Origin of the sequence: Thalassotalea sp. PP2-459, assembly GCF_001913705.1 — a bacterium.
GTDB lineage: Bacteria > Pseudomonadota > Gammaproteobacteria > Enterobacterales > Alteromonadaceae > Thalassotalea_C > Thalassotalea_C hakodatensis.
Genome location: NZ_MKQD01000019.1, coordinates 120,135 through 142,561 on the forward strand (window position 1 = coordinate 120,135; position 22,427 = coordinate 142,561).

Consider the following 22,427-nt stretch of genomic DNA (forward strand, 5'->3'; position numbering starts at 1 on the left):
AATATTTGATCGTTAAACCCAACAGTTCTGTATTGTATCGCTCTATTTCTCGAATTCAACATAGAAAACAATATCTAGAATATAAGCAAGCACTTTTTTAAAAACTCACTGTAGCTCATTTAAAAATTTATTACTATTAGTGTCTTCGGCGGAGTATCCGTGTTGATAATAAAAGTGCTTACTTATTCTGGCATTAAAGCAATTTGTTCTCTTGATAAAAAAACTTTGCCCAATAAACGTGTTTCTTAGGCTTCGCACACGAATAGTTAATACTATTGAATAAATAAAGTATGTCACTTTTGTATATGTAAGATTGACCTAAATGAACGTTTTGATGATAAAAATTGGATGCCAACGAGCATAAACCATGTTGCAATAGCTGCAACATAATATAAGGCATAGGCTTGTAGTAAAGGGTGAAGAATTAGAATACCAACGATTCCTATACATATACCAAAAATGGGAAGATACACGTTTTTTTTCGTTGCTTGAAACAGCAGATAATTTACTAAAATTAGCCACACATCTAAGCTCCATTCTGTGTAAGTTCGTAAATTAATAAGTACTGAATAAATTTGTGCGGTTAACTCGTTACGTTTCGCGGCTTCTCCATAATGTTGCGAGAGAAAAAAGACATTTGAAAGGATCTCTATACTGCAAATAATGAATAAGTAACTTGCTGACAAATATGCAACAAGAGTCGTCAAGATAGTTAATATACTCGGTAGACTACTATGCGGTTGTAATAATGCATGGTTTACGAATAATACGCAAAGGCCAACAACACCGTAAACGGTGAAGTACCAAAGGTAGAGTAAGCTGCCATATTCATCAATAACCTTAAGCCGTCCTGCAGGGAGTTGATTTAGATCTGGCGCAATATATATGAGAGTAAATAGTCCGATGATATAACAAACTGAGCAAATGATTGCGGCAACAGCACCCCTTTTACGAAGTGTTGGGTTAATGTTTGATGCTAAATACATGATATTTGTATCTAACCTTAATGCTTTCATGTATTGAAGGTTTCACCATGTTCAATGATCTATTAATTATTGTGTCAATGATTAAACTCGCTAATGAACGTGGACTGTTCTAAAAGTCTAAGTATATATAAGCCTTTGTTTATTGATATGGAAAAAGGGTTAAAATTTGAAATAAATTGTTTATTTGTTTAAGAATGAGTAACTTTCTATTTACTCATGGTGATAGAAAAGCAGGTTGTCAAAGTGCCTATTAGCCTTGATAGCGTAGCTAGTTAGTTAGATATTTGGCGTTACTATCACTTTATAGGATTTAATAGTTTGTTCTATTTTACTACCCCAGTTCAAACATTATCAAATAATGAATCGATAAATTTGTTGAACAGAACTCTCAGCATTTTCTTTCTTTACAACATATGTTGCCGTTTTTTATTTCCATTGTGAAAAAGGCTGATACTATTTTTAATAGCTGATTGTCACTTTCTAACTGTTTCACTTGTTTTTCTAGATCTTGAATACGTATATACTCTGGCGTTAAAGCACAAGGTTTTTGGGGGGAATACCACGTTGTTCTTTTCTGTAATGAGTAACCAACGTTGAATTGATGATAATCCGACATCTATTGCAGCAGCTGCATCTTTATACTTGTAACCATGAACAAAAACTAAATCTGCTCATTCAGGTTTAAATTCGGTTGATACTATTTTCTTTGGCATGTTGACCTCGTTTTTGAAAATAATAACACCACTAACGACGTCTCTACCTTACAATAGGAATTTATTTGTTTACCTTAAATATCTCGAAGAAATATAATATCCTTATGTGAACTCCGAAGCATGGAATGGTGGCTTAGTTTTGAATACATGGTTTAATACTAAGCTCAGCTTAGAATATATAAGTGATAAAAGATGACAAGTGAACGCCAAGGTGCAATTGCTGCAATGGTTTGTGCTTTGAGCTTTATTATTGGCCTAGCAGTGGTTCTCCTGATTGTCCCTGACTTTAATCAAAATGCTGAACAGCGTTTAATTGTCTTTATGAAGCACAAGTTACTCATGCAATTGTGGTATTTTGTGGTGTACGTCGTTTTTGGTTTTTCTTTACTCGTTTTGAGTCGCTCGTTGTTAGCATTACGAACAACTGAACATAATTTATTAGAGCAAATGTCTTCGCTAGTAAGCTACTTATGGGCTTGTTACATTTTGGCATGTGGCTTTATTGCTATATTTTCTATTGAGTTTCTATTCACAAATAATAGTAACGGTACTTACAATATTTCAGAGGCGTGGCGGCAAATTTATAATATTCAGATGGGGCTTGGTGAGGGCGTTGAGTGGGTTGGTGCCATTTGGGTTATTTTCATAAATAGTTGTTTGCACTATCAACATAGATTTCCAAAACAATTGATAATTATGGGCTTTATTATTGCGGTTATTGGTTTGTTAACATTTTACCCTCCATTAGCAGAAGTAGGTGCACTGTTTGGTCTACTTCAAATATTTTGGTTTTTAGCGATAAGTATTTTACTACTGCGTAAGAATACTCAAAACATCTAAACTTATTAATCTACTCGGTTGTTTGCTATGGGCGGTGTGAGTATAACCTTATATGAGTCAATGGTTTGCTCTATATTAATCCCCCAGTTCATTTCTTCAGCAATGCGTGTTACTAAGTATTGGCCATGGCCTAGCCCTTGATAATAGGGGCGGGCTTTATCTTTAGTAATACTGTTTACAAAAACGATGGTATTATTTTGAGAGTAAATGACCATGCTGCCACCTGCGCCGTGATAAAAGCCGTTGTTAACTAAGTTTTGGCAAAGTAGACTTATTAAGTAAGGGTTGCCAATAACTTCTAATTTTGAGCTGAGATCAATATTTACATCAAAAATGAGCTTAGGGAAACAGTTATAGATAGATAATATGGTCTTCTCTATGATAGGTAGAATAAGGCACGGTTCAAATGTTAAATTCTCTTGTCTGGCAAGTGCTAGCAGCACTTCAACCGTTTGTTCCAACTCCTGTGATGCTTGTTGCAATATTTCCGCCTGAGAGTGGTCAACGGGGTTATGTTTATTCAGAGTCAAAGTGTTCTTGATCAGTGTAATAGGTGTTCTTAATTCATGGCTTACATCGCGCGTGAAATTTTGCTCCCGCTTAAGTGCTTGCTCTAGTTCATTAAATGCTTTTTCAAATGATCTTGATAAAGTACCAATTTCGTCACTTCTGTTACAACCATAAAGCTCAACGCGAGTAGATTGTTTTTTTTCAATAACACCTTCGGTAAGCTTTTGTATAGGCAAAGATAAAAGCTTTGCCAAATACCAAGAGCTAAGAAAAGTGAGTAAAATAACACCTGCGACGATACTGTATAAAAACAACATCATATAATCAGCAACATTAGTCACGCTATCAAGTGTGTTTGTGTTGATGACTAGCCAAATTGGCACCAAAGGTGATAGTTCTTGTCTTAAAATTAAATATGGTTCAATATTTAGTAGCGCACCGTTATAGGTTATAAGTGATGTATCCGGGTCCGGCAATATAGCCTGTAATTCCTCTTCATTCTGGTAAATCTTAATGATCGAACTATCAATTGTTTTTATTTCACCGCTAGTGGCATATGCTTGCTCGATTTTGACTGCTTCTGAGACCAGAATTTGATGAAAAGTATTTTCTTTCGTTTGCTCAACAAGTAGCATCGAAAGCTGAATAAAGAATAAACAAACAACGGTTGAAAGGACCGAAAATGCAATCAAAAGGCGACTGTTTAGCTTTCTTAATTTAATCATCTAAATCCTTTAACTGATATCCAATGTTGCTGATAGTACACAAAACTTCCCCCATACCGACTTTTTCAAAGGACTTTCTTAGAGTGTATATGTGAGACTTAAGTGCATTGCTTTCCGGCGGTTCATCCCCCCATACTTGTTCAATAATGTCTGAGCGACTGACGGGATAAGGATAATCGTTAACAAGCTTTTTCAATATGATAAAACCAACTTTTGTCAGTTTGATTGTTTGGCCATGCCAGGTTGCTTGGTGAGCTCTGCTATCTATTGATAAATGGCCACGATTGATGATGTGCTCTTCATGAAGTTGAGTGCGGCGAGATAAAGCATCACATCGCAATACTAGCTCCCTTAAATCAAAAGGTTTGGTTAGGTAGTCATCAGCACCTAAGCTAAACCCTTTGTGTTTGTCTTCAAAAGAATCTCTTGCTGTCAGCATTAAGATAGGAGGGTTTATATTAGCCTCTTGTTTTATCGCTTTACAAACACTTAGGCCATCAATATCGGGTAGATTTAAATCTAATATTATGACGTCGAATTTTAACCTTACAGCGAGATCTATTCCCAGTTTGCCTGTGGATGCATAATCAACTGTCCATCCATGACCTTCAAGGAAGCTTAAAATTTGCTTAGCAATAGCTTGATTATCTTCAATTAACAAAGCGGTCATTTTGTTATTCATGGATCATCCTTTCTTGTTAAGACTGAGGGCAATATAACCACAATGAGGTGATTTAACGGTGAAGAAATAAAAGTATTTACCATAAAATATTTCCTTTTAAAATGAAAACAACTGCACTTCACCTCAATTTTACCTCAACCCATTTATTCTTTCGCCATTAAAACAAGTTGCACAAATCATTATTTATATTTAGCGAGGGTTCAATATGAAAAAAATCATTATTTTATTAGCCGTTGTGTTAGCGAGTGGCTGTACCAGCACGGCGGTACTGCAACAAGAAAAAAGTTCTCAGTATGGCGAGGTTACTTTCTATCGTACAAACCAGCTGCAAGGCAGTGTGTCAGATACCTATATAGGTTGGAATGGAAAGTACTATTACACGTTATCTAGCGGCGAACAAATGACAACTAAAGTACCTGCTGGCTTTGTTGATTTTAATGTCAAAGCTATAGTCGATTTAGCCAACGAACTTTCGTTAGAAATTAAACCCAATCAACGTTACTGCATCAGTGTGGAGCTAAATCCAGAGAATATCATTTTAGTTAATTGGTTTGTGCCTGGATACCAGTTAAAAAGCATCCCATGTCCAACTGAAAACCTTGGCTAAGTTTTATCTGTTATTAATCGATTTGAAATAGGAGCAATAATGAAGGTATTAAAGGGGATAATGGTTGGAACAATCACACTAATGCTTACTGCATGTGATGGCTCTTCAGGTTCCATGAAAGTTCCAATAAAAACTGATACACCACTGAATAAGTATCAAGGGATTTGGCTAGCACCTGCCTATGGTAAAGGCTTGGAAATTAAAGAAACTCAATTGACTTTGTTTGACTATACCAGTGACTTTTGTTTTGTTGACGAAGTGCTAAATGGGTTAGAAGAAGCAGATTTAATAGAAGCATTATCGTTACAGAACAATACTGAAATCGAACAAATGCTTGGTTACGGTGCTCGTGAAATTTACGCTCCAGGGATATTATTTAGTAAAGAGTTATCAATGCCAATAGCATGTGAACAAGGGTTTATGCCACAAGTGGGGAATGAAGAATATAGTGTAAATTATGAGCGAGACTTAACTTATTTCTATCAAACATTTAAAGAGCTATCTATTTCAATAGAACTTCAACAACTAGATTGGGAAAATATGTATATTTCAGCTCAACAACTATTAGCGGCAGATCCTACAGAGTTCACCCTAATTCGAGCCTTAGTTGATATGATCGAACCATTAAAGGATGGCCATACAGGAATTGGAGAGGAACTAGAGGTCAGTTTTCCAAACAAGCCCTATTTTACCACTATATTTTTTAATGAATTCCTTGAGCTTAATGGAATTGATCAAATAGAAAATTCAACTCAAGAGCAAGCTGCAATTGCTTATATTGTCGAACAAAATGACTTGATGAACGATATTATCGTTGATTACGCCGAAAATGAATCAGACATAACCATAGGTGCTAATGAAAATTTAATGTGGTTTCAAGTTGATGGAATAGGTTATTTGCAAATAGCTGGCATGCAAGGTTTCGCAGGTTCTGATGATGACGAGCAAGAGTTATCAATATTAGAGGCTTCACTTGAACAAGCATTAAATGATTTACAATATACCAAAGGGTTAATTATTGATGTTCGCCGTAACAATGGTGGTCATGACTTTATTTCATTAGCTATCGCCAGTCGGTTTACTGATCAGCAAGTATTTGCTTATCAAAAGCAGGCTCGCCATGGTAGTGCAAGAACACCGATAAGAGAAGTTCACATTTCACCCCGAGGCAATTTTCAATACCTAAACCCTGTCGTGTTATTAACGAGTGCCAGCACTCTGAGCGCTGCTGAAGTATTTACAATGACGATGGCAAATCTACCACATGTCAATATCATGGGCGAAAGAACACAAGGTGAGTTTTCTGATGTCTTAGAAAAAACGCTACCATCAGGCCTTAAGTTTGGTCTTTCTAATGAATATTATCTAACAACACATGGCGAGTGGTTAGAAGGAAAAGGCGTTCCCGTAGATATTGAACATCCAGCTTTCGTTCGATCAGAGCGAAGTGCGCTAGAAGATCTAGCTTTAGAAGCGGCGTTCGAACTCCTCTCAAATCAGTAATTGAGTCTACCTAAAAAGACAAATAGCAGTGTATTGGCTGTTATTTGTCTTTTCATTTCTTCATAGAGCGAGTTGTTCAAAAAAGCTATGGGATTTCACCTTTGTTTGACCTGTGCCTTGTGATACTTACCCCTAAATGTTAGCGAGTGCTAGTTAATCAAGCTGTAACTTCTCGTTTACGTGCTTTTTCATAAATAGATATAAAGGATTTTAACATGACGACTAATAACTTCTTAAAACTTAAATTGCTGTTGCCGATGCTCAGCGTAGCAATACTTTCAGCTTGTGGTGGTTCGGGGTCAAGCTCAAATGCTAGCACTAATCCGCAACCAACTCCTATAGTACAAGAGTTTGACTATCAAAAGCTTATAGGTAAAGCGATCAACAGTGATGTACCGGGTATTATTCTAGCAATTGATGGGCCTGAAACTACGTTTTTAGGTGCGGCTGGATTAGCGAATATAAATACACTAGAAACTATGCAAACTTACCATGCAATGCCAGCTGGAAGCGCGGGTAAAAAAGCGACCGCGCTTTTAACTGCGCTCTTACATCAAGATAACCTATTAGATATTGATAATACCATTGATACTTGGTTACCTGACTCTCTGCTTTCTCAAATTGAATACAGTGAACAAATGACGTTGCGTCAACTGCTAAACCATACATCAGGTGTGTACGATTACCTTGATGATCGCACTTCAGATGAGTGGTTTGATACTGGTTTTTCTGATGTTGAAACCCTTAAAACGGATGCTTATGCATTACAGTTTGCGTTAAATCGGCCAGCTTACTTTAAACCTGGTGAAGGTTTTAACTATTCGAATACAGGTTACTTATTGGCTGGTTTAATTTTAGATGAAGTACTTGGTGAACATCATCATATAGCAATGCGTAATCGTATCATTGAGCCACTAGGGCTTAACGACACTTTCTATCTTGGTCATGAGAAAAGTTTAGGTGACATCATTTCTGGCTATGTAAATGATGACGGTGAAATTATTAATACTAAACCCTTTTATGAAAACGTGGGGGTAGCAGATGCGCCACTTGCAACGACAGTAACAGACTTGTCTACACTTTTAAGAGCAATCATGACTGATGATACTATTGTCAATGACGACATCCGAGAATTATTGCTAGGAGAAGAAAGCATTAACTTAGTGGATGCAACGAGTCAGTTTTATGTTGGTTTAGGTATGTTTAAAAACATATCTGGCGATTTCACCTTATACCACCATGGTGGTGAAGAAGCAGGATATAAAACATCAAATATTTATATTCAAGAAATAGACACGACAGTGACAACCTTCTTTAATTGCAATGGAAATGCTGAATGCATGGAGCAAACCGATGAGTTGGTTCAAACCGTATTAAGTTCTCTACTTGAGGAATAAATATATCGATAAAAATTAGAATTTAGATTGGTAAATAGAATAGTGTTGGCAATTGGTGCCAAATAAATATGCCAAGGAAGGCCTTATGTTTTTGATACAGATATTCGTGACGAAAAAATGAAAATGAACAAAGGAATTACAAGTTGTGTGCTTTGTGCCCTATGTATTATGCAAGATGCTTCTGCGTCATCGTTAGACTCAGAAACAGAAATTAGACATGTGATAGAGCAATTCCGTGTCAGTATTATTAATAAAGACAAAGCAGTTTTTAGCTCTCTCTTTTTTAATGAAAACATTCCCTTTATTGCAGTTTTTAGTGAGGAAATGTTAGCACGCAAGCGAATTGAAAATCCTAAGTATCCTGCTGCTGTTGATTTTAGTCAGTTTGGCCCGCCAGTGAAAATGTTATCAGGGGACAAAGCAGAAGAAGAAAAAATTTGGAATATCAAAGTACAAACAGATGGTCATTTAGCGAGTGTCCATTTTAATTACAGTGATCATGTGAGCGCTAGAAAGAGGGCGTGGGGTACTGAATCATGGAGCCTGGTTAAGGTTGATTCAGATTGGAAAATAACGTCCGTGTCTTTTACGGTCACAGAGGTAGAAGGTGAAAAGTAGATAACTATGTTCCTATCAAGTGATTATTATCAGGTTTTCTAACTAGACATCAATTGCGGAAGGTAATCTATGAACGCTTTTATAACTTTTGTTTTTGGTCTCCTCTTTACGCTTACTCTGCAAGCAAATGGTTGGAAGGCCGTTCATGATGAAATACAAACGCTTTTTAATGAAACACTGTCAAATATAAACGTACACAGTGCATCATGGGCAGTCTATTCTCCCTCAAAAAATATTGATTATAGCTTTGCTGCAGGAAAATTCAAAAGCGGTGATAAGGTCACTAAAGCTAGTCCATTTTATGTTGCAAGTATTGGTAAAACATTTACGGCAACGGCTATTGCCATGCTTTACGAACAAGGCCGTTTAAACTTAACCGATAAAATAAGTAAATATTTACCTGATAGAATTATCGGTGGAATACACCTGTTTCAAGGAAAAGATTATTCTCATGAAATAACCATTGCACAGCTTTTGCAGCATACATCAGGACTTCCCGACTATTTTGAAGGAAAAACTACTGATGGTAGCGCAAATGCGATGACCTTATTGCATTCAAATACAGAAAAACTTTGGACGCCACAAGAGATATTGAATATAGCAAAGCAGAATATGAAGCCACATTTTATACCTGGGACAGGTTATCAATATAGTGATACCGGCTATATTTTATTAGGTATGGTAATAGAACGCGTGAGCGGTATGCATTTGCATGATTTTTTCAAGCAACATATTTTTATGCCCCTTAACATGAATCACACTTACATGCATTTGCGTGCTAAGCCTATTTTACCAACAAGTAGAATGGCTGAAATTTATGTTGATAATCTGGAAATATCGACCTTTAAAAGCTTAAGTTTAGATTGGGCCGGTGGCGGGTTGGTGTCTAACGCTCAAGATATCAATAGGTTTCAATTAGCGCTTTATGGATCAAATTTCCTAAGTCAAAGCACTTTAAAAAAGATGCAAAAATGGATACCAGAAAGCAAAGGCATTTATTATGGTTTTGGCTTACGAAAAGTTCATATAAGAGAGCGGCTTCCTTCAGGGCCAGACTTATCAATGATTGGACACACAGGGAGCACATCTTCGTTCATGTTTTATTGTCCTCGTTTAGATGTTTATCTGTCTGGCACATTAAACCAAGCCAGCCAAGTTAAGCAGTCAATTGTGGCACCGATCAAAATACTAACTTACATACAAAGGTTCGTCGAAAATGAAAAGTAAATTCATTATTGTTCTAGTGTTTATATCAAGTATTGCTTGCGCACAGAGCACGAAAAAGGAGCAATGGCTGTCAGATTTGGCTCTTTATCATCAAGCATTAGAAAGTAATCATATTGATTTATATCACCAAATCGATAAAGCAAGCTTCGAAAGCACCCTTAATACTATTAGTAAATCAATTGACCATCTGTCGGATTGGGAAATTGCTGTAAAGCTTATGCGCTTGACGCGTAAAATTGGTGATGGACATACTGCTGTTTCTATAACAAATTGGGAAACACATGCATTTCCAATGTCGGTTAAAAAGATCAGCAATCAATGGCGCGTCGTGAAAGTATCAGTAGATAAAAAGGAACTATTGGGTGCAAGATTAGAAAGTATCGATGGAACAAACATTGAAGAGGTAGAGAGAAAGCTTTCGAACGTAGTTCAATATGTTGAAAACTCCCACTCTGAAGTGGTTCGCATAGGAAATTATCTTCCTATTAGTGAGCTACTTTATACCTTAAAAATTACTCAGTCTGCTCAAAAAGCGGTATTTGGGTTGGTAACAGCCGACAATAAAAAGCTTAATTTAACAGTGAAAGCTTTACCTAAAAGCGAATTAGCACAGCAGCAATATGAACACTTAAGTATTCAAAGTTCAGCGGTTGGGAAACCTAAAAATGCTGACTTTGATTATCTGTGGTATACAAACATTGAAGGTACCAAAGCAACTTACATTCGTTTTGACAACTACCCTAGTTTCGAAGAAGTGGTGGGTTTTGTCGAAAAATTGATTGAGTTTACAACGCACAATCAAAGTCAGCAATTAGTCATTGATTTGCGAAACAATGGCGGGGGAGATCTCTATATTGGATTAGTGTTAGCAAATGCCTTAAATCTTGTTGATAGCGTTGATTGGAAAAATGGCGTGTATGTACTTACAAGTGGCGTTACTTTCTCTGCGGGAGCCAGTAACGCGGCACTGTTCCGTCAGTTACTTAATGCGCAAGTGGTAGGTACGCCAACGGGTTCAAATCCAACTGGCTATCAAGACATGGGCGAATTTGTTTTGCCAAATTCAAAGCTGCGTATTACTTATTCAAAACGTTTGTTCCGAATTCAAGAAATGATAACTGAAGGAGTTCAGCCAGACAGGCTGATAAAACATGATTGGGAAAGTTACTCACAAGGCGAAGATAATGTGCTAAATGAAGTGATCGAAAGTCTTGGTCATCTGCAAAAACCATAGTAATTAGCATATGAATAATGCTACGAAATACAGTATCAAATATTTTAACTCAATTATTGAGTACTACTACCCACATGAAGAATTTATAAATATGGTTAGAAAATTAGTTTTTATCTCTCTTTTATCAATTATGGTTGGTGCACATGCCGATGAAAAGACATTTGTTAAACCTATGCAGTTTTCTTTTGGTAGTACATTAGAGGACGTTAGGAGGGATATAGATAAAGAATGTTTATCCATTGAGGTTCAAAATATAACCCCCATAACTGCCCCGTTAGCTAAAACGTCACAAACTCAAATCAATTGCTCTGGCTTTATGTATGGCGGACAGGCAAGGAATGTAGAACTCGTCTTTCAAGACGATCAGTTAGATATTGTTTGGATTTTATTTCCAAAAGAAGAAAAGCAAGCATTTATATCGAGTTTTAAAACCTTGTACGGTGAGCCAACGATGGAGATCGATTATGGTGCTATTTTCCTTCAAGCAAATGCAGCGATTCGAAATGAACCCTCTGAAGTATTATTTGCATCAAACCGTCAAGTTAAGGTGATGATGAGTATACTAAAACAACAATTAGCAAAACCTGAAAAGTAGTCTTGTTATTATCCTAAAGAAGCGCTATTTGTCTATTAGAAGTATGATTTTGTATTATTACTAAACGGTTAGCGCCTATCAGGGATTATGCGAAAAATACGTTGTCTACATATAGGAATATTGATTAGGGCATTTATTCAATTAAGTGACTCAGTTACTGAAAGGCTTTATCGATTTCTACAAAACAACAATTTGAACACTGGTTTTGGTTGTTCAGTTTTTGTTCAGTAAAGTATGTCTTGTGATTTAACGAAAAAGCGTATAGAAAAATGCATAATTTATCGAAGGGAAAAGCGAACTTATTTTTGTTCGCTTTCATTTGCCTAGAAAGTGTATCGTAAAAATAAACTGAGTGCATCAGAGTCTGAGTATTTAACGTACTCAGTACCTATAGATAGTTTATCAAAGGCATAGTTTGCACCAAGGTGATAGGCTTTTTGATTTGGTGCATCTTTTGTGTTCTGAAGTTCTAATCCTGCGTAAAGGCTGATATCTCTAGCTACCGAGTAATGAACAAAACCACTAGCACCGTAATAGTCAACGTCAAAACCAGTGCGGCCGTTGTTATTGCTTAATTCAGCTTCAATGTTGCCGTAGTTCGCACGTACATCGAAATGCATTAGTTCAGAAAACGGTATGATGTAACCTAAACTTGCGCTCCAGCGGTCTTCTTCGAACTTAATACCATCCTCTGTATCGTTAAGATCTCGGTAGCGGAGTTCACCAAACACGTTTTGCAAACGCTTGCTAGCACGTACTTCAAAACCGTTTAACCCAAATTGGTCAATATCTGAGTATTCAGATTTGACAATTCCATGCGCTTGCAAAAAATTATAATCTTGTGAAGCGTTAGCAGAAAGTCCCCCTAAAATTAACGCAATAATTGAGAGGTTTGACACTATAGATTTCATAATCTTCCTTTAAAATAGCTTTATTAAGTAAAGTGAAAGCAAAGATATCAAGCCAGAAGTGAACCAAGGGTGAACTATCTTAATCAATATAAAAATACTGCGTAACTTTTGCTTTGCACTGATCAGCAAAGGGGGACTTGAACGAGCCTGACAAACAACGCAATATTTTACCTTTATTTGACCGTTAGACTGATACAGTTGCACACCTTCAACATTTATTGGTAATTCGTTTATCAATTTGTATCAAATGGATTTTCTATGAAAAAAATACTCATTACTTTGGCTTTGTTACCGTCGCTATCTTTTGCTGGCGAGTATGAAACTACGATAGGCTTAGGTCACCAATACGGTGGCATTATTGGTGCTCAGCTGGGTTACAAAACAACATCAACAAAATACTATGCGGCAATTGGTGTTGCAGGTTTTGCATTGGGTACCCAAACTACATTTGGTGATGAAAAAAATAAGCATGCATACGGCTTTGTTGTTGGTAAAGAAAGCATTCAGGCCGAATATGGTTTTTTATTTGTGACGTATGATTACCACGTTAACGGATTAGAAAATAATGGTTTTGTCATGGGGACTGGTGTTGGTTTTACTCGATCGGATGAATATCATTGGTTCGCCGATAGAGGAGACATTGAAACTAAACCATTTATTACGTTAAATATTGGATATAAATTTTAAATCAATTTTATAAATTGTAATAATTGAAAATTGTTACAAACGTTATCTTACCAGTGAACTCACTTATTCTTAAACCCTGATGGTTACATCAGGGTTTTCTAATTAGGTAAACTGATTACACGTTAAATGCACCGATAAAGTGATAAACGTTAGTTGTCACTAACTTTACCCAGCAGTACAATACTGAAATTGGTGTTCAATTTGACTTTATTATCTTTTACCGTGACTAACGTATCGGAATAGTAATCTTTAAGCACAGTACCATTTTTAAAGGTGTGGTAAGTCGATAATGTTTTACGCCCTTTGTTTAAATCAATGCCAACAAGAACATTATCTGATTTTACTTTAGCGATATATTTACGACTAAATATATAGGGTTTTTCGCTGTGCTTTTCATGTACGCCCGCTCCCACTGAAAGATGTTTATGCCTAAAAGTGCCAAGCTTTTGCCAGTGCCTTAGAAGGGCCTGAGTGTCTTTTTTCGTTAGATCTTGCCAGTTCATAAATGAACGCCACGTAGCATCGCCAACAGTACCTTCTATTATTAAATCTCTGGCTAATTCATCTCCATAATAAATTTGTGCGGCACCTGGCGCTAACATGAGTTTTAAAGCAGTTTTATATGGTGTGGCTCTCTCTTTATCATAAGGTTCAGGGTCATCATGCGAGACGACATAATTTAAAATACCAACGTTTTTAAACGCGCCTTGACTAAGTTCTTCTGAATAAATGCTGAAAAGTGCTTCCATTGGCATATTTGCATGGGTTGCAAAGCCCATATTAATTAAACTATCAAAGCCATAATCATAAAAATCAATCTGCTTATCGCCATAGTCATATTTGCGAGTACCAGCCGGTGTATTCTTGAAGCCATTAACGCCTAAGTGCATAACTTCGCCAATCATAAAAAAGTCTTTTTCAGTTTCGAGTGCTTGTGGATTCTTTGACTTCCACTGATCGAATGCTAATGATGCTTCGGTTTTTAATATCCGCCAAATGTCGGCTTCCACGTGCTTAGCAGTATCAACACGAAAACCATCGATGCCATAATCTCTTACCCAATCAGTTAACCATTTAACAATATAATATTTAGGTGCTCGAGGTAGTTGTGTTCTATCGAAAAAGGCATCAAGTTCAGCTAATTCCTGTTCTTGTCTTCCTTCAAGCTGCCATTTTTCAAGTAAAAAAGAAGGTAACTTAACTGGCTTTTCTGAGTTGGTTTGAACATCGGGTATACTTGCAGCAACGGCACAATGAACATTGTTTTTATAATTATGCCACTGACAAACAGGTTCAGTGCGTACCCAATCAGCCGGCCAAAGTGTGTCTACCTTAGTGACAGGCCCAGTATGATTGATGATCACATCGGCTAACACACGAATACCATGTGCGTGTGCGGTATCTATCATTGTTTTCATCTCAGCTTCGGTGCCAAAATTGGGGTCAACTTTTGTCCAGTCTTTCGGCCAATAACCATGAAAAGGGTAGCTTCGTCCCCAGTCTTCATCCCAATAGCCATGTACTTGCTCTATTAGCGGTGTCATCCAAAGTACGTTGACACCAAGCGCTGCAAAGTAGCCATCTTCTATTTTTTGAGTGATACCTTTAATATCACCGCCCATAAAATTTCGTAGAAGCGCACCATCTTGTTTTCGGTTCAACACTTGATCGTTTGATTTATCGCCATTCGAAAACCTATCAGTCATCATGAAATATATGATGGTATTGTTCCAAAAAGGATCGATAGCTTTATTTTGTGTTATAGGTTTTTGAGCATGACTAAAACAGGTGAAAAGCAATGGTAAAGCTACGAGTAATGTCCAGTTAATTGTTAAAATGTGTGGTTTCATTTTATTATTTCTTATTTCTTATTTCTTATTTCTTATTTCTTATTCACTTACTCAGAGTATTACGTTATTGCTGTATGAAGTACATTGTGTGCATACGTATTCATTTTTAGTGAATATTATTAGGAAAAAGTAATTGCTGAATCTAATGCACTTTTTTTGAATCTATGCTGATGCCTATAAACATTAAGTAGCATAAGTTTAGGATCCTACCAATAAACTGCTGCAAAAATAACGTGAAAAACAAATAAATGTTAAGGAGGTAGTTTTGGCTGGCTGCTTGTTAAAGAGCACGTTGTTCTATTTATCGTAAGCGTATAAGCACTATGAAATGGTAGGAATGATAAAATACACTTAGCCTTTAAAACCCTTAGGGCTAAGTGTAATTTACAATTTAGAAAAGTAGTATTATTAAGACGAGATACCTTTAACCATATTTGTTAAATTTGATGCTCGAGATATAATTTCTCGCATTACATCGCTCACCTCTGACACTTGAGTCAAACTTTTTTTCGTTGTCCCTTCCACTTGATGCATAATGTCGGTGGCTTCTTTGGTTAATTGTTCGTTTAGTTTCACAACCTCATTGATTTCATTGGTTGATTGACTAGTACGAGCTGCCAAACTTCTTACTTCATCAGCAACAACCGCAAAGCCTCGGCCTTGTTCTCCTGCTCTAGCTGCTTCAATGGCTGCATTTAACGCGAGTAAATTGGTTTGCTCTGCAATTGCACTAATCGTTGAAACAATCGCTGTAATGTTTTTTGATTGTTCGTTCAAATGACCAATGGATTCCATTGAGTTTTGTACTTGGGCAGAGATCAACTCTGACGTTTCAATCGACTTTTCAAGTTTTACATTTGCATTGTTGGCACTTTGCTCAGTCTGTTCTGAGGTGACTTTTGCAGCCTCTGCAACTTCAGAAACTTGTAACGATTTTTCTACCCTTTCTGTAATATCTGATGCAAACTTAATAACTTTAATTACCTTGCCATTTTCGTCAATAATGGGGTTGTAAGTCGCTTCTATCCAGACAGTATTCCCGTGTTTATCTAAGCGGCTAAAGCGACCTGATTTATGTTCACCATTCGCTAATTGTTGCCAAAAATTTGGGTTGTCATGTAAAAACTGGTCATTACAAAACATTTTGTGATGGCCACCTTTAATTTCTGTTAAGTTGTAGCCTAATGTTTGGAGAAAATTACGATTTGCATGAACAATTTCACCCTGTGGTGTAAATTCAATCATTGCTAGCGATTTATCTAATGCCTCAGAAATAGCGGACTGTGCAATCAGTGCTTTTTTATCATCAGTAATATCATTGGCTATCTTTATGATCCTAGTAACAATACCACTTTCTTTTACAGGGAAATACGTAGCATCTAGCCATAGAACATCACCATTTTGGGTAATTCTTTCGAAATGACCGAACTTTGGTTCTCCTTTTTTTAACTGAGACCAAAATTGTTGATATTCGGAAGAACTAACATAGCTTGGTTGACAAAACATTTGATGATGTTGGCCAATGACTTCTTGTTTGTTGTATCCGATAACACCTAAGAAAATGTCATTTGCATCTAGCACTATACCGTCAGGAGTGAATTCAATGTTAGCGACAGAGTCATTAATTGCAGAAATAACAGATTTAGCTTTAGCTAGTTCTCGCTTTAGCTGTTCAATTTCTTTGTTTTTTTTATTAAACATATACATCTTGTGGTTAATACCTGTAAAGAGTTTTAACGGCAACGCGCTATTTTTCAGCGTGTTAGGGAAGTACGTTCGGGCTATATATAGCCAATAATTTTAGTATTAAAGTTGAGGTTTAACAACTTAAATGGTTAAGCTACTAATAGGTTCAATATAGCTAAAGTGGATTTAACAAAGTAGATTTTACAAAATAACTCTTTAAAAAATCGATTAATAGCCGTAACTTTTTTGACTCCGCCGCACCCGGCGGAAAAACACCATAAACGTTAATATCTTTCATTACGTAATCATCAAGCACTGAGATCAAACTGCCTTGTTTTATTTTTGGGTTCGCATCATAAATAGGTATTCTGCCTAAACCATGTCCTCCTTCGACAAAGGCGGTTCGAGCAGCAGCGTTATTTGTTTGAATGTTACCTTTCATTTCGATACTGAACGAGCGTGTACCTTTTGTGAGCTCAAGTGTACCTGAGGTTAATTTGTAGATTACCCATTGATGCTGGTTTAAATCTGTTGGATGTTGTGGTTTTGGATGTTTTTTAAAGTATTCTGGTGAACCGCATAAACATGTTTTGAGGGTTGATAGCTTTGTTGCTTGTAGCCCTGAGTCAGAAAGTGGCGCGCCACGAATCGCTAAATCAATGCCTTCTTTGATGATATTGACGACTTCATCAGTCAGCATAATATCAAGTTCAATATTAGGGTAGCGATGCCTAAATTCATTGAGAGCGGGCACAATAGTTTGCAGCCCTACATTTACTGGGCAAGTGATTTTAAGTAAGCCTGTTGGGTTATTTTTTAGGTTTTCAATTTGTTGGTTTGCTGCTGATGCTTGCTCAGCGATAACGCTACAATGTTGATAATAGTCTCTTCCTGCCTCGGTTAACGATAATGTACGAGTAGAACGGTTTATTAGCTTAATACCTAATTGCGCTTCAAGTTTTTTGATGTGATAACTCACTACCGCTCTTGATAAACCAATACGTTTTGCAGCACCGCTTAATGTGCCTTGCTCAACTACTTGAGCGAAGACCACCATACTTTTTAATTTTTCAAACGATAAGTCCATTAGTTATTTCAATCGCGGTAAAAGGAATAATAATTGTATCATTAATTGATACAAAGAAGCTTATTTACTCTGCATTGTTAGATTTTTATTGGTTCTGTAAACTGTATTTCATCAACGCGTTATTTATAAAACTAATACATATAGGAGGCTACAGTGAACAAACAGAAAATTTTAATGGTATTAACCTCTCATGACCAACTTGGTAACACGGGTGAAAAAACAGGTTTTTGGATTGAAGAATTTGCCGCTCCTTATTATGCGTTTAAAGCAGCAGGTGCTGATATTACCCTTGCTTCACCACTTGGAGGAAAAGCGCCAATTGATCCTAATAGTGAATCTGAAGATGCTCAAACGCCAGCAACCGTTAAATTTTTCAATGATGCAACGGCACAGTCTGCTGTGGAAAATACAAAGGTGTTAGCTGATATAAACGCTAATGACTTTGACGCAGTGTTTTACCCAGGAGGCCATGGTCCACTATGGGACTTAACAGAGAACAAAGACTCTATTCAATTAATTGTACAATTCCTTGCGGCTGAAAAGCCAGTCGCTGTTGTTTGTCATGCCACCGCAGCGTTATTAAATGTTAAGGATAGTGCTTGTGATTACGTGATTAACAATAAAGCCGTTGCCGGATTTACTAACAGTGAAGAAGAAGGAGTACAGTTAACGGCGGTAGTACCTTTCTCACTTGAAGACGAGTTAGTAAAACGTGGCGCTGATTATCAAAAAGTTGAAGACTGGCAAGCCTTTGCTGTTCAAGATGGTTTGATTATATCTGGTCAAAATCCAGCAAGTTCCGAACTGGTAGCTGAAAAGCTACTGAGTAATTTAAGCGCTTAATTATATTTTATTTTAAGGAATACATTTTGTTAAATTTTAGTTTCCATAACCCAACAAAAATTCATTTTGGTGAAGACCAAATTAGTATGGTGGGTGATGAAATACCATCAGACGCAAACGTGTTAGTGGTATACGGTGGCGGCTCTATAAAGAGAAATGGCGTATACGATCAAGTAGTTGCAGCGTTAACGGATCATACATGGTTTGAATTTTCAGGTATTGAACCTAACCCCCGTTATGAAACCCTAATGAAAGCACAAGAACTAATTAAACAACACAATATTGATTACTTGCTTGCCGTGGGTGGTGGTTCAGTGGTTGATGGTGCGAAATTCATAGCAGCTGCTGCTTTATACGAAGGAGATGATGCTTGGAATATTCTTGCTAAGCAAGAGCCAGTAGAAAAGGCATTACCTATTGGTGCGGTATTAACGTTACCTGCTACTGGCTCTGAAAGTAACGGCAATTCAGTGGTTACACGTGAAGGAAACAAGCTACCATTCTCAAGTCCATTGGTATGTCCACAGTTTGCAGTGTTAGATCCTAAGGTGACGTTATCGTTATCTGATCGTCAGATCAGTAACGGTGTTGTTGACGCCTTCGTTCATGTGATGGAGCAATATTTAACTTATAGTGTTAATGCAAAAGTACAAGATCGATTTGCGGAAGGTTTACTACAAACCTTAATCGAAGAAGGCCCTAAAGCCCTAAAGGCTGAAACGAAAGAAGATTTATCCATACGGGCTAATATTATGTGGTCAGCGACGATGGCGTTAAATGGCTTGATCGGTGCTGGTGTTCCCCAAGATTGGTCTACGCATATGATTGGTCACGAATTAACGGGCAGCTTTAATATTGATCATGCAAGAACGCTGTCGATTGTTTTACCCGCGGTTATGAAAGTAAAACGCGAAGACAAGCGTGATAAGCTCATTCAATATGCAGATCGTGTTTGGGGCATAACAGAAGGTAGCGACGAGCAAAAAATAGCTAAAGCAATTGCTTTAACGGAAGACTTTTTCAAAAACATGGGAGTGCCAACACGACTTTCTGACGTTAACTTAAATCAACAACATATACCTGATCTTATTGAAAAGTTAGAGCAACATGGCATGGTAGCACTTGGAGAGCATAGTGATATAGATCTCAACGTCAGTAAAAAGATACTTGAAACTGCGTGTTAATGACTCAACAGCACTGACCTAATTGACGAAATTTATAAGGTTGAGCAATGAGCTTCATGTGTTTCTTGTTGGCTCAAAAGCTCAACCATTTTGATTTTATTGATTAATCTGAACGCTTATCGGAATCTATTTAAAGGGTTTTTATAAGTGAGACCTAATATTGACAAAGAGAGCCACGCTTATGACTCAGAACTTACAAAAAAACAGACAAATTGTTTTAGCTTCACGTCCATCAGGGGCGCCAACACATGAAAACTTTACTCTTTTACAATCTAAACTACCAACACCACAGTCAGGTGAATTGTTATTACGTACTGTTTACTTATCACTAGATCCGTACATGCGAGGCCGTATGAATGATGCAAAATCATATGCTGAGCCAGTGGGTATTAATGACGTAATGGTGGGCGGCAGTGTATGCCGTGTCGAACAATCTAATCATGCAGATTATCAAAAAGGCGATTGGGTTGTCGCGTTTGGTGGCTGGCAAGATTATAGTATTTCTAACGGCGAGGGCTTAATAAAACTCGATAACCATATGGCTAATCCTTCATATGCTTTAGGTGTATTAGGTATGCCAGGATTAACGGCATATATGGGGTTGCTCGATATTGGCCAGCCACAACGTGGTGAAACAGTCGTTGTTGCCGCAGCAACTGGTGCGGTAGGAAGCTTAGTTGGACAAATTGCCAAGATAAAAGGCTGTAAAGTAGTGGGTATCGCAGGCGGTAAAGAAAAATGTGATTTTGCCATAGACACGCTTGGTTTTGATGCTTGTTTAGATCATTACCATGACGATTTATCCGAACAATTGACAGCAACTTGCACCGACGGCATAGACGTCTATTTTGAAAATGTTGGCGGTAAAGTATTCGATGCCGTTTTACCTTTATTAAATTCATCTGCACGTGTGCCCTTATGTGGGCTTATTTCACAATACAATGCAACTGAGTTACCAGAAGGTCCAGACAGAATGTCTGCGTTAATGGGAGCGTTATTGGTTAAACGTATCAAAATGCAAGGCTTTATTGTGTTTGATGATTATGGCCATCGATATGATGAATTTAGTCACGATATGTTCCAGTGGTTAACTGAAGGAAAAATTAAGTATAAGGAACATAAAGTTGATGGATTGGAAAATGCTGTATCTTCATTTATTGGGTTATTGGAAGGTAAAAATTTTGGTAAATTAGTGGTGCAAGTTGGGCCAGATAAGATAAGTTAACGGTAATTATAGTTGATGGTGTTATTGCCCTTAAATGCCTTTAGCTACAATCATGAAATACTGCTGCGTATTTTGATAATGCACAGCAGTATTTATACGTACTTTCTTTTTATAATCATTTAAAGTGTGGAATGTGGACCAAAAACTTCGTAATGGATACGTGTTGGCTCAACACCTAATGTAATTAAACTTTCTTTTGCATATTTCATAAAGCCTACTGGGCCACACAAGTAAAAATCACCATCTACTGCGGGTAATTCAACCTGATTAAAATTGATAAACCCTTCAAACGTATGTTCATCATGACTTACTTCTTGGTTGTACCAGGTAAAATATTGCCATCCATGCTCTTTACAATGTTTTTCTGTGTGTTTAGCAAAAGAATGCAATGCTTTATTTTCGCAGGCATGAAGATAAGTAACTGGAAACTCGTACTGGCTTTCAGCCAAACTATCTAGCATAGCTTGCATTGGGGTAGCACCAACACCTGCCGAGATAAGCACCACTGGTTTTTGTCTATCTTGCCAATAGAAGTCGCCAGCTGGCGCATGTAAATCAACAATATCGCCAAGTTTAAGATGATCATGCAAATAGTTAGACATTATGCCCTTGTGTTCGCCCGTTTCGCGTTTCACTGAGATACGATAGGTTTTCCCGTTCGGCGCTGTTGACAATGAATACTGACGAATTTCGTTAAAGTCAGAAGTTGTTGGCTTTAACTCAATACCGATATATTGCCCAGATTGATAATGCATAACCGGTTGTTGATCAACCGGTTCAAAAATAAAGCTTGTGACAAGTGAAGACTCCGTTGTTTTTGCTAATAAACTAAACGCGCGTTTTCCGCGCCAACCACCAGTCATAGATTCTCGTTGTGAGTAGAGTTCTTCTTCACGATGAATAAATAAATTTGCTAATACTCCATATGCAGCCTTCCAAGCTTCTTCAACGGCTTGTGTGAAATGAACAGTCAATAATTCACGCATGGTTTCAATGAGGTGATGACCTACAACGACGTAATTATCTGGTTTGATGTGAAAACTGGTATGTTTATTGGCAATTCGTTCCACAGCATGCTTGAGTAACGAAACGTTATTGAGGTTTTTAGCGTAAGCAATAATAGCTTCAAATAAGGCAACTTTTTGCTTACCACTATGTTGGTTACTTAAATTGAAAATATCTTTTAATTCTGGGTTGTGGGTAAACATTCTATGATAAAAGTGGTCGGTGACTTGCGTGCCCGCTTGTTCAATGAGTGGCAGGGTTGATTGCACAATTTGAATGTCTTGTGAAGATAACATATAAACTCCGAAGGTA

20 protein-coding genes are annotated in these 22,427 nt (G+C 37.2%); 12 read left to right on the forward strand and 8 right to left on the reverse strand.

The annotated features are described in order from the left end of the window. Positions 1-293: 293 nt before the first annotated feature. Positions 294-1,016, reverse strand: a complete 723-nt coding sequence (locus tag BI291_RS03995) for a hypothetical protein (RefSeq protein WP_074496456.1) — start codon at positions 1,014-1,016, stop codon at positions 294-296. A gap of 875 nt (positions 1,017-1,891) precedes the next feature. Here BI291_RS03995 and BI291_RS04000 point away from each other — a divergent pair. Further along, on the forward strand, positions 1,892-2,539 hold the full coding sequence (locus BI291_RS04000) for a hypothetical protein (RefSeq protein WP_074496457.1): 648 nt from the start codon (positions 1,892-1,894) through the stop codon (positions 2,537-2,539). Positions 2,540-2,544: 5 nt separating this feature from the next. Here the strand turns inward: BI291_RS04000 and BI291_RS04005 are convergent, their stop codons facing one another. Beyond that, the gene (locus tag BI291_RS04005) at positions 2,545-3,774 is read right to left on the reverse strand and encodes a HAMP domain-containing sensor histidine kinase (protein WP_074496458.1); all 1,230 of its coding nucleotides are present in this window, start codon (positions 3,772-3,774) and stop codon (positions 2,545-2,547) included. Continuing rightward, positions 3,767-4,456 (reverse strand): response regulator transcription factor, encoded by a 690-nt coding sequence (locus BI291_RS04010; RefSeq protein ID WP_074496459.1) that lies wholly within the window; start codon positions 4,454-4,456, stop codon positions 3,767-3,769. Before BI291_RS04010 ends, BI291_RS04005 begins: the two co-directional genes overlap by 8 nt. A 205-nt stretch (positions 4,457-4,661) precedes the next feature. Here BI291_RS04010 and BI291_RS04015 point away from each other — a divergent pair, with 205 nt between their 5' ends. From BI291_RS04015 to BI291_RS04045, 7 genes are all read left to right on the forward strand, one after another. Then, positions 4,662-5,063: a hypothetical protein gene (locus BI291_RS04015; protein ID WP_074496460.1), complete on the forward strand. Its 402-nt coding sequence runs from the start codon at positions 4,662-4,664 to the stop codon at positions 5,061-5,063. A 39-nt stretch (positions 5,064-5,102) separates the two neighbouring features. Then, entirely contained in the window at positions 5,103-6,566 is a 1,464-nt protein-coding gene (locus BI291_RS04020; RefSeq protein ID WP_083601891.1) for a S41 family peptidase, read from the forward strand. Positions 6,567-6,781: 215 nt separating this feature from the next. Beyond that, the gene (locus BI291_RS04025) at positions 6,782-7,963 is read left to right on the forward strand and encodes a serine hydrolase (protein WP_074496462.1); all 1,182 of its coding nucleotides are present in this window, start codon (positions 6,782-6,784) and stop codon (positions 7,961-7,963) included. A 123-nt stretch (positions 7,964-8,086) separates the two neighbouring features. Then, on the forward strand, positions 8,087-8,581 hold the full coding sequence (locus BI291_RS04030; protein ID WP_139302548.1) for a hypothetical protein: 495 nt from the start codon (positions 8,087-8,089) through the stop codon (positions 8,579-8,581). 69 nt (positions 8,582-8,650) lie between these two features. Next, positions 8,651-9,808, forward strand: a complete 1,158-nt coding sequence (locus BI291_RS04035; RefSeq protein ID WP_074496464.1) for a serine hydrolase — start codon at positions 8,651-8,653, stop codon at positions 9,806-9,808. Beyond that, the gene (locus tag BI291_RS04040) at positions 9,798-11,042 is read left to right on the forward strand and encodes a S41 family peptidase (protein ID WP_074496465.1); all 1,245 of its coding nucleotides are present in this window, start codon (positions 9,798-9,800) and stop codon (positions 11,040-11,042) included. Before BI291_RS04035 ends, BI291_RS04040 begins: the two co-directional genes overlap by 11 nt. A 10-nt stretch (positions 11,043-11,052) precedes the next feature. Then, positions 11,053-11,637, forward strand: coding sequence for a hypothetical protein (locus BI291_RS04045; protein ID WP_074496466.1), 585 nt, complete (start codon positions 11,053-11,055; stop codon positions 11,635-11,637). Between the two features lie 323 nt (positions 11,638-11,960). Here the strand turns inward: BI291_RS04045 and BI291_RS04050 are convergent, their stop codons facing one another. Further along, the gene (locus tag BI291_RS04050) at positions 11,961-12,548 is read right to left on the reverse strand and encodes a hypothetical protein (protein WP_074496467.1); all 588 of its coding nucleotides are present in this window, start codon (positions 12,546-12,548) and stop codon (positions 11,961-11,963) included. 258 nt (positions 12,549-12,806) lie between these two features. Between BI291_RS04050 and BI291_RS04055 the strand changes: the two genes are divergently transcribed. Then, the gene (locus BI291_RS04055; RefSeq protein ID WP_074496468.1) at positions 12,807-13,235 is read left to right on the forward strand and encodes a hypothetical protein; all 429 of its coding nucleotides are present in this window, start codon (positions 12,807-12,809) and stop codon (positions 13,233-13,235) included. Between the two features lie 149 nt (positions 13,236-13,384). On the opposite strand, the gene BI291_RS04060 is transcribed toward BI291_RS04055, so the two are convergent. The 3 genes from BI291_RS04060 to BI291_RS04070 form a co-directional block, all read right to left on the reverse strand. Beyond that, positions 13,385-15,085, reverse strand: a complete 1,701-nt coding sequence (locus BI291_RS04060) for an alpha-amylase family glycosyl hydrolase (protein WP_074496469.1) — start codon at positions 15,083-15,085, stop codon at positions 13,385-13,387. Between the two features lie 408 nt (positions 15,086-15,493). Next, positions 15,494-16,786 (reverse strand): PAS domain-containing methyl-accepting chemotaxis protein, encoded by a 1,293-nt coding sequence (locus BI291_RS04065; RefSeq protein ID WP_074496529.1) that lies wholly within the window; start codon positions 16,784-16,786, stop codon positions 15,494-15,496. Positions 16,787-16,946: 160 nt separating this feature from the next. Further along, entirely contained in the window at positions 16,947-17,858 is a 912-nt protein-coding gene (locus BI291_RS04070; RefSeq protein ID WP_074496470.1) for a LysR family transcriptional regulator, read from the reverse strand. A 153-nt stretch (positions 17,859-18,011) separates the two neighbouring features. Between BI291_RS04070 and BI291_RS04075 the strand changes: the two genes are divergently transcribed. The 3 genes from BI291_RS04075 to BI291_RS04085 all read left to right on the forward strand — a co-directional run bounded on the left by BI291_RS04075 (position 18,012) and on the right by BI291_RS04085 (position 21,110). Next, on the forward strand, positions 18,012-18,701 hold the full coding sequence (locus BI291_RS04075) for a type 1 glutamine amidotransferase domain-containing protein (RefSeq protein ID WP_175573071.1): 690 nt from the start codon (positions 18,012-18,014) through the stop codon (positions 18,699-18,701). A gap of 26 nt (positions 18,702-18,727) precedes the next feature. Next, the gene (locus BI291_RS04080) at positions 18,728-19,885 is read left to right on the forward strand and encodes an iron-containing alcohol dehydrogenase (RefSeq protein ID WP_074496471.1); all 1,158 of its coding nucleotides are present in this window, start codon (positions 18,728-18,730) and stop codon (positions 19,883-19,885) included. 181 nt (positions 19,886-20,066) lie between these two features. Further along, the gene (locus tag BI291_RS04085) at positions 20,067-21,110 is read left to right on the forward strand and encodes an NADP-dependent oxidoreductase (protein ID WP_074496472.1); all 1,044 of its coding nucleotides are present in this window, start codon (positions 20,067-20,069) and stop codon (positions 21,108-21,110) included. A gap of 119 nt (positions 21,111-21,229) precedes the next feature. On the opposite strand, the gene hmpA is transcribed toward BI291_RS04085, so the two are convergent. Continuing rightward, positions 21,230-22,411, reverse strand: a complete 1,182-nt coding sequence (hmpA, locus tag BI291_RS04090; RefSeq protein WP_074496473.1) for an NO-inducible flavohemoprotein — start codon at positions 22,409-22,411, stop codon at positions 21,230-21,232. Between the last annotated feature and the right edge of the window lie 16 nt (positions 22,412-22,427).

Excerpts from the sequence above, each read along its gene's own strand:
- BI291_RS04005 (WP_074496458.1), bottom strand. The coding sequence starts at position 3,774 with ATGATTAAATTAAGAAAGCTAAACAGTCGCCTTTTGATTGCATTTTCG.
- BI291_RS04025 (WP_074496462.1), top strand. The coding sequence starts at position 6,782 with ATGACGACTAATAACTTCTTAAAACTTAAATTGCTGTTGCCGATGCTC.
- BI291_RS03995 (WP_074496456.1), bottom strand. The coding sequence starts at position 1,016 with ATGAAAGCATTAAGGTTAGATACAAATATCATGTATTTAGCATCAAAC.
- BI291_RS04015 (WP_074496460.1), top strand. The coding sequence starts at position 4,662 with ATGAAAAAAATCATTATTTTATTAGCCGTTGTGTTAGCGAGTGGCTGT.
- BI291_RS04020 (WP_083601891.1), top strand. The coding sequence starts at position 5,103 with ATGAAGGTATTAAAGGGGATAATGGTTGGAACAATCACACTAATGCTT.
- BI291_RS04030 (WP_139302548.1), top strand. The coding sequence starts at position 8,087 with ATGAACAAAGGAATTACAAGTTGTGTGCTTTGTGCCCTATGTATTATG.
- BI291_RS04085 (WP_074496472.1), top strand. The coding sequence starts at position 20,067 with ATGACTCAGAACTTACAAAAAAACAGACAAATTGTTTTAGCTTCACGT.
- BI291_RS04050 (WP_074496467.1), bottom strand. The coding sequence starts at position 12,548 with ATGAAATCTATAGTGTCAAACCTCTCAATTATTGCGTTAATTTTAGGG.
- BI291_RS04035 (WP_074496464.1), top strand. The coding sequence starts at position 8,651 with ATGAACGCTTTTATAACTTTTGTTTTTGGTCTCCTCTTTACGCTTACT.
- hmpA (WP_074496473.1), bottom strand. The coding sequence starts at position 22,411 with ATGTTATCTTCACAAGACATTCAAATTGTGCAATCAACCCTGCCACTC.
- BI291_RS04045 (WP_074496466.1), top strand. The coding sequence starts at position 11,053 with ATGAATAATGCTACGAAATACAGTATCAAATATTTTAACTCAATTATT.
- BI291_RS04070 (WP_074496470.1), bottom strand. The coding sequence starts at position 17,858 with ATGGACTTATCGTTTGAAAAATTAAAAAGTATGGTGGTCTTCGCTCAA.
- BI291_RS04060 (WP_074496469.1), bottom strand. The coding sequence starts at position 15,085 with ATGAAACCACACATTTTAACAATTAACTGGACATTACTCGTAGCTTTA.
- BI291_RS04065 (WP_074496529.1), bottom strand. The coding sequence starts at position 16,786 with ATGTTTAATAAAAAAAACAAAGAAATTGAACAGCTAAAGCGAGAACTA.
- BI291_RS04040 (WP_074496465.1), top strand. The coding sequence starts at position 9,798 with ATGAAAAGTAAATTCATTATTGTTCTAGTGTTTATATCAAGTATTGCT.
- BI291_RS04055 (WP_074496468.1), top strand. The coding sequence starts at position 12,807 with ATGAAAAAAATACTCATTACTTTGGCTTTGTTACCGTCGCTATCTTTT.
- BI291_RS04010 (WP_074496459.1), bottom strand. The coding sequence starts at position 4,456 with ATGAATAACAAAATGACCGCTTTGTTAATTGAAGATAATCAAGCTATT.
- BI291_RS04000 (WP_074496457.1), top strand. The coding sequence starts at position 1,892 with ATGACAAGTGAACGCCAAGGTGCAATTGCTGCAATGGTTTGTGCTTTG.